The following is a 7,093-nucleotide window of genomic DNA, read 5'->3' as shown; positions in this document are numbered from 1 at the left end:
TCAAGACCGATCCCTTCAGCCGGACTTGGGTATTTCTCCATAGCTTTTTAACACAAGATTTATTATATAGGAGAATGTGTAACGCGTCAATAATTTTTTTAATGAAATCCACAGAAATCATAAAGTAATTTTACATATACTTAAAAAATGGACTAAAGGCTTTCTGGTTGAATAAAACAGATAAAAATATAACATTTTAGCACAAAAACTTACAATAAAGCATTCAATTTTCTGAACATTTAGTTTATTATAAATAGGTGTAGTCTTATTTTGGATAATTTCATCAGTTATGAAATGTATCTACCTCAATCATCACTTCTTTTACACTTCTATTTTACTGCTTGCTTTTCTATGGATATTTAGAAGAACTCATTCACATTATCATTTTATTTTATTAGGGGGGATATTTTTGGATTACAGTTATAATATTTTTCAAGGTTGGTCTTGTATAAAAGATAATTCGAAAAGCGAGGAGTACGTTAATATTTATTTAGTTTTATCAGGTACAGTCTTCGTTAAAAAAGGGGCACAGCACTTTACCTATAAAACAGGAGATCTTTTTGTTCAAAAACCACATTTCACAAATATGGAAGTGGAGATTAAAGAAGGGAAAGTTGTCTGTTTATCAATTCATTATGTGTATTTTAAGCCAGCCTGTTTAAAAGAAATCAATCATGTTGAAAGCAATTTTGAAATCCACCATATCATTAAAAATGATTATATCCAGGCTTTACGTTATGTATGTGAAACAAACTTTGTGAAAGCGAATGCGACCATTGTTCGACTGGTAAGATACTTACGTGTTTACTTGGAAAACTTCGACATCTACTTATTCAATATGACTAATAACCCGACAATCAACCACATTATTGAGTACATCAATCACCATTCAGATGAAGCGTTAAAGTTAACAACTATCGCTGAAAGTTTTGATTTAAATATCAGTTATTTATCACGTGTATTTAAAGATGCAGCACGTGTTAACTACAATGATTACGTACAACAAGTGAAGATTTTTAACGTGGCAGAATATTTATTAATTAATGGTGAAGATAATCAAAAAACCAAAGAAGTTTGGAAAAGATATTCATACTCTAGTAAACGTTCTTTCCTCAACAATTTTAAGAAACAATTTAATATGGTGCCCATGGAGTATGTGGCTCGGTCTCAAAAAAGACGTATTAAAAATAATGAACGTTCTCAAAAAGTGTATGATGAAGTTTTGAAATTCATGAATGGCTAATTCTTATAAAGCGTGTACTCCTGTACCGCTTTTTTATTTTGAGTGACGCAAATCTAAATTAGTATTCAATCTAATAAAATCTTAATCTTATTTTGCGACTGATAGGGTATAAGTTACTAACTTAGTGTATAAATCAAACCTATGGGGGAATTAACATGAAAATCAATATCGCAGATGCTTTAACTAAAAGATTGGGCAAGTTAGAAGGTAACTTTAAACACTACGCAGATGATATGGCGTATTTAACTTTAGTGTCAGGTATAGATAAGTCATTAAAAGATTTATTAGGAATTCAAGTTTTACGTCAAGCACAGTCAGAAACTGTCGCTAGAGAGATGTCACGTTTAGATTTAGCAGTTCTAGATCAAAATGAAATGATAGATATGGTAAAACTAAGAACGGTTTATGTACATGATTTTGAACCAAGCGCTAGCGGCCAAGCAGGTCATGCAGTATCAACAATTCAACGTGATTTTACTGAACATTTAAAGAAAATGACGAACCCGCCTAAATCTTGGGTTTACAATGTTTCTGACCAAACAAAATTCCATTATGCGGCAGTCTATATCGATGTAAAAGCAAAGAAAGACTTTGAATTACCAGAAACTAAAAGCGCATTTTTAAAACAATATCCGGAGTTGAAAGATGCTGATTTAATTTATAAAAGCATTCAAAACCATCAACAAGAACGTGATCATTCTATTGAAGAAATTGTAGAAGAACCTATACAAACTAACGTAATAGAACCTGCGTTAACAGAACATACTGATTTACAATCTCGTCAAAGTGATGTTCAAGCTATCTATAAAGGTGAATATAAAGACTTCCAAGTAACCGTTTATTTACAGGTCTTAGAATTGGGTTACCATCTAGATGAAGAGCAAGATGAAGAATTAGAAACAACACTCACTACAGATGACAAAGGTGAAGTCATCGCAGTAGGAGAACTAGAAGAAGAATTCACCGCAGTAAAAGAAGAGCCTGCAAAAGAAGAGAAAATATCTTCAGAAAATGAACCATCTGAAGATGACAAGTCTGAATCAGAGTCGTCTGAAGAGAAAGAAAAGAAACAAGAAGATAAAGAAAAAGTAGAATCAAAAGATAAGAAAGACAAAGAGACAAAAGAGAAGAAGGACAAGAAAGACAAAGATAAAAAAGGAAAAGGTAAGAAAGACGACAAAGACGACAAAGATAAGAAATCTAAGAAGAAAGGTAAAAAGAAAGACGATAAAAAAGAAGATTCAAAAGACAAGAAGAAAAAGGATAAAAAGAAAAAAGACAAAAAGAAGAAAAAGAAATAATGTTGTTTAAATAAGGTAAGATATGAAAATCCACCTTCAAAGCCAAGCGTGTTTGAAGGTGGATTGATTTTTGTATTTGAGAATAATCTTTAAGCTGGGATTTCAGCTTTTTTATCTGAATGTTTACGTACAAACGCAGCTACAATCACTGAAATAATACCGAAAGTCATAAAGCCGATGAACATCCATACGGTAGTGTTAAGTTCAATAGGATGATGCATATAAATAATTTGTCTTAAGGTTGTCGCATAGTTAGAGAATGGATTCCAACCTGCGATATAGTCGCGATAAAATTTAGGCAACATTTCTTTTGGCGTAGTGACCAATTGCATACTGAAGAACATCAATAAGAAGAAAATTGGTACGCTCTTCATGCCTAACCAAGTCATTGTACCTAAAATCAAACCGATGAAACCTAAGAATGCTAACATCACAAAGCATGCGACACGGTTTGGATGGTCAAAGTGGAAACCTTGAACGCCTGACATAAAGTAAATGTATCCAAAGCTTCCGATAAACGCTGTGAGGACAGCCACAACAATTTGACTCAATGCCGCAATAACACGCTGACTACGTTGAATTAAATGACTAGTTCTAAACGCAAAGAATAATAAAATTGAGCTGACAATAGATCCCATCCAAACTGGCATAAACATTAAGAATGGCGCATTACCATTGGCTTGGTGATCTTTCACCTTATCAACAGACACTGCTTTGGTTTCAACAGGTTGAATTAAACTTTCAATCTCTTTAGCTGGAATAGAGACATTTTGTTTATTTAGAATGTTTAAGCCTTGTTTCATGACTTTTTGGTTTAAATTCGTGCTGATCCCATTAAAAACTTTGTTTGCTATTTGAGAGCCTTGTAAACCAGAACCTTCACTTACAATTGTTTTTAAATGTGCAGCTTGTGGTTTTACTTGTTCTAATCCAGATTGTTTCATTTTTTCCGCCATTTGCTGTGCAACTTGTGGTGGAATCTCTCCAGATTTTACTTTGTCTTCCATTTCTTGTTGTTTTGCTTTCATAACAGTTGCTTGTGTTTTGCTTAAGGCGTGTTTTGAGAAATCCTTTTCTAAGACAATGATTCCGTAATATTTTTGGTTGAATAATCCTGATCTAGCTTTATCCTCACTGGATACAGCTTTCCATTGAATGGCCTCTGATTTATTTTTTAGTAAATGGTCTTCTAAATTTTTGCCGATATTAATAGATTTACTTTGAATAGATGTGCCCTCATCTAAATTCACAATCGCTAGTGGCAAGTCTTTTGGTTTTGAGTTATATGCTGGATAGAATGCGACTGATAATAACATCATAATTAAAATTAATACGATAGGCGCAATCCAAAGTAGTTTATTTTTTAAAATGTTCATTTTTTTCACTCCTTATGATTTATTGAACATAGTGTTGATTTATCATTACTTTGATTATTATAATTGGTAATGAAATAGATGCAATGACCAATTTAATGCATAGTGTTCGTTAATCAACACATTGTTGATAATTGTTCATTAAAGAATAAGGAAGTGTTCATTTATGGCTGTAGACCGACGTGTTCGTAAAACACAAAGCGCGATTAAAAAGGCTTTTATTCAATTACTTAAACAAAAAGACTTAGATCATATTACTATTCATGACATTACAGAAGCCGCAGATATTAATAGAGGAACTTTTTATCTGCATTATGAAGATAAATATGATTTATTAGAAAAGATGGAAGATGAATATGCGAATGTGCTTTATGATAAAACACGTATTTTTGAAAGTATGAAAACAATTGAATCTATTGATAAGTTCTATGAAGTCTTTTCTAATCAAGTGTTAAGAAATGTGATCACTCATGTTTATAATAATTTAGAGTTTTATCAAGTTATTTTAACAATAGAAAGACAAAGTCAAATAGAGGAACGAATCTCTGAAATGATTTTAGAGAACATGAAATTACGAATGAATCCAAAAGGAGATATAGCTGGTATTCCTGTGATGTATTTCCATAGTTATGTCAGTGGATCAATGTTGAGTGTGATTAAATATTGGGTTCAAGACGAACAGCGTGTGGATATAGATACATTAATTCAATATATTTCTAAGATTGTATTTAATGGGCCATTGCGATTATTAGCTACTGATCAATAGCATGATGTATTGTATGGAATCTTGTTTTAGATGAACCGCAATTTAATTGAAAGTGGGCTATAAATTTGGTAAGCTTTAGTTGTATTAAAATAGCCCTCAGTCTTACAGGACTGAAGGCTAGAGTAAAGGCTCACAACGCACAATTGTGATTACCAAACGAACCGAATGAGAGACTAGTTATGTTGCTGCATAGCTAGTCTTTTTTGTCGTTCTTGCTGATAATAAACTTGATGGCTGTTGCTAAAAGTGTCACTTGCACAATTGAAGAAAAGTTAATCGTGAGTTCATGGATTATAATGTCCATCCATATCACCTCACTTTCTTGCAGTTCAAGGCACGTGAGGTACTCACAATATAGTAGAACGACCTTTACTCATGAATTAAGTTTAGCATTTTACGAACGCGTTTTCAAAGAAAAAGCGAACAAATGTTCGATTAATTTTTGAATAGTAAGAAGGATATTTAAAGATGATGTAAAAAATCCTCTACCTTAATTTGAAGACAGAGGATTATCTATATGCTTTAGATAAATAAATTATGTTTGGCGTGTTCTGTATCGCCGATATATGTGCCAACACCGCCGATTTGGACATCATCACGCAATTCTTCACGTTTGATACCCATGACATCCATACTCATAGTACATGCGATTAGTTTTATATCATTTTCGATTGCTTTATCGATTAAAGCAGGTAATGAATCGACGTTCTTTTGTTTCATTAAGAGTTTCATCATAAAGCGTCCTAAACCGAACATATTCATTTTAGATAACGGCATACTTTCTGGACCTTTTGGCAACATGAAATCAAAGAGTTTTTCTAATCCTTTTTTCTGTACTTTAGGCGCATCTGTACGTTTTAACGCGTTCAATCCCCAGAAAGTAAAGAAGATAGAAACCTCACGACCTGCTGCACGTGCGCCATTCGCAATGATTAAAGCAGCTAAAGCTTTATCAAGTTCACCGCTGAATAAGACAATCGTTGTGCCATTATTTGATTCGTGGACAGACATAGCTTGATCAGAAGCTTCACCTTTTTCGATGATAGCTGTGACTTTTGAATTATCTGTTTTTAAATCAATTAAGTGATGACCCGTTTGTTTTGCCCAACTTTGTATATCACTCGCAAAGCCTAAATCCGTAACAATCACTTCAACTTGTTCGCCAGGTTGTAGTTGCTTGATGGCTTGGCTTAAATTCACGATAGGACCTGGACATTGTAAACCACTGTAGTTTAATTGTTTGCGTTCTGGTTTAATTGTTTTCTCAGAGGCAGTGACTTCGGTCTGCTCCTGCTTACTTGCAGATTGATGTTGTGGTTGTGCTTGTGCTTCTTGTTGAGAAAGATATGCTTCATAACCGCCATTTAAATTAATCACATCAAAACCGCTGTCACTTAACATTTGGCTGGCTTGTTGACTGCGTCCGCCTTTTTGACAATAAATGTAATACGTTTTGCCTTGGTCTAATGGAAATTTCGTATTTAACGTTGAAAGTGGATAATTTAACGCATCTTCAATATGACCAGCTTCATATTCATCAGCTTCTCTTACATCAATTAGTTGATCTTGTGCCCCCATAGCTTGTAAGTCTTCGTCAGTTAAGTCTGTGATTTGAACAGTTTTAAATCGAACCATTCGATCATCTCCCTTTTGTTCTATATTGATGTCATTGTACAAAGAATAAAGACAAATTGCACAAGTTTCTATTTGATTGAACCAAGCTTAAAAGAAAAATCAGTGCTTTAGGTCTGTTATAAGACTTGCTATAATAAAGTTAATTATCAGAAAACAACATTTTGAAATAAAGGACTGTGAACCATGACTGCACATAATAACGACTATGATCATCTCTTGTTCTATTTTGCCTATAAAACATTTATTCATACTGCAGATGAAATTATTGAGAAGAAAGGAATGCGCCGCCAACACCATCGCTTCTTATTCTTTATCGATAAAGTGCCTGGGATTACCATCAGAGATTTACTAAGAAGTATGGAAATCTCTAAACAAGGTAGTCATCAAACGTTGAAAAAACTAAAAGATGAAGGTTTAGTTGTCGAAAGAAAATCTAAAATAGATGGCAGAGTCAAAGAACTCTTTGCGACTGATAAAGGTCATGCATTGGTTACAGAAATCAATAAAGCACAAAATGATTTACTTCAAAGTATTAAAGCTGAAGTCGGAAATGATTGGAATGCGATGATGGAAGAACTCGCAAGTAAACGTCCAGGATTCCAAGAAGTAAAATATTTAAAAGGGGAGTTCAAGGAATAACCTTGAATATGCTCTCTGTAGAGTACCGTCTTGAAACATTCAAGGCGGTATTTTTTATATAGTTGCAGATATTTAAGTTAAGTCAACTTACTTGACCTAATATATATGGAAGCGTTATCCTAGAATTGTATAAGAG

6 protein-coding genes are annotated in these 7,093 nt (G+C 33.4%); 4 read left to right on the top strand and 2 right to left on the bottom strand.

All coding sequences use genetic code 11. From position 1 onward, the window contains the following. Nucleotides 1-409: 409 nt before the first annotated feature. On the top strand, nt 410-1,243 hold the full coding sequence (locus HMPREF2937_RS10880) for a helix-turn-helix domain-containing protein (protein ID WP_002480021.1): 834 nt from the start codon (nt 410-412) through the stop codon (nt 1,241-1,243). Between the two features lie 155 nt (nt 1,244-1,398). Then, nucleotides 1,399-2,544 (top strand): hypothetical protein, encoded by a 1,146-nt coding sequence (locus tag HMPREF2937_RS13555; RefSeq protein WP_070864577.1) that lies wholly within the window; start codon nt 1,399-1,401, stop codon nt 2,542-2,544. An 89-nt stretch (nt 2,545-2,633) separates the two neighbouring features. Here the strand turns inward: HMPREF2937_RS13555 and HMPREF2937_RS10870 are convergent, their stop codons facing one another. Continuing rightward, the gene (locus HMPREF2937_RS10870) at nt 2,634-3,920 is read right to left on the bottom strand and encodes a YhgE/Pip domain-containing protein (RefSeq protein ID WP_070462683.1); all 1,287 of its coding nucleotides are present in this window, start codon (nt 3,918-3,920) and stop codon (nt 2,634-2,636) included. Nucleotides 3,921-4,083: 163 nt separating this feature from the next. On the opposite strand from HMPREF2937_RS10870, the gene HMPREF2937_RS10865 reads away from it, so the two are divergent. Continuing rightward, the gene (locus tag HMPREF2937_RS10865) at nt 4,084-4,683 is read left to right on the top strand and encodes a TetR/AcrR family transcriptional regulator (RefSeq protein ID WP_070462685.1); all 600 of its coding nucleotides are present in this window, start codon (nt 4,084-4,086) and stop codon (nt 4,681-4,683) included. Between the two features lie 522 nt (nt 4,684-5,205). On the opposite strand, the gene HMPREF2937_RS10860 is transcribed toward HMPREF2937_RS10865, so the two are convergent. Beyond that, entirely contained in the window at nt 5,206-6,318 is a 1,113-nt protein-coding gene (locus HMPREF2937_RS10860; RefSeq protein WP_070864576.1) for a DsrE/DsrF/DrsH-like family protein, read from the bottom strand. Nucleotides 6,319-6,501: 183 nt separating this feature from the next. Here HMPREF2937_RS10860 and HMPREF2937_RS10855 point away from each other — a divergent pair, with 183 nt between their 5' ends. After that, complete coding sequence (locus HMPREF2937_RS10855) at nt 6,502-6,957, top strand: MarR family winged helix-turn-helix transcriptional regulator (protein WP_002480016.1); 456 nt, start codon at nt 6,502-6,504, stop codon at nt 6,955-6,957. Nucleotides 6,958-7,093: the final 136 nt, after the last annotated feature.

This window comes from Staphylococcus sp. HMSC061G12, from assembly GCF_001838465.1.
Taxonomy (GTDB): Bacteria; Bacillota; Bacilli; order Staphylococcales; family Staphylococcaceae; genus Staphylococcus; species Staphylococcus simulans.
Note: the sequence above shows the minus strand (reverse complement) of the source record. Positions and strands in the feature narration are given on the sequence as shown.

Coding starts and splice junctions, on each gene's coding strand:
- HMPREF2937_RS10860 (WP_070864576.1), bottom strand. CDS start 6,318: ATGGTTCGATTTAAAACTGTTCAAATCACAGACTTAACTGACGAAGAC.
- HMPREF2937_RS10855 (WP_002480016.1), top strand. CDS start 6,502: ATGACTGCACATAATAACGACTATGATCATCTCTTGTTCTATTTTGCC.
- HMPREF2937_RS10865 (WP_070462685.1), top strand. CDS start 4,084: ATGGCTGTAGACCGACGTGTTCGTAAAACACAAAGCGCGATTAAAAAG.
- HMPREF2937_RS13555 (WP_070864577.1), top strand. CDS start 1,399: ATGAAAATCAATATCGCAGATGCTTTAACTAAAAGATTGGGCAAGTTA.
- HMPREF2937_RS10870 (WP_070462683.1), bottom strand. CDS start 3,920: ATGAACATTTTAAAAAATAAACTACTTTGGATTGCGCCTATCGTATTA.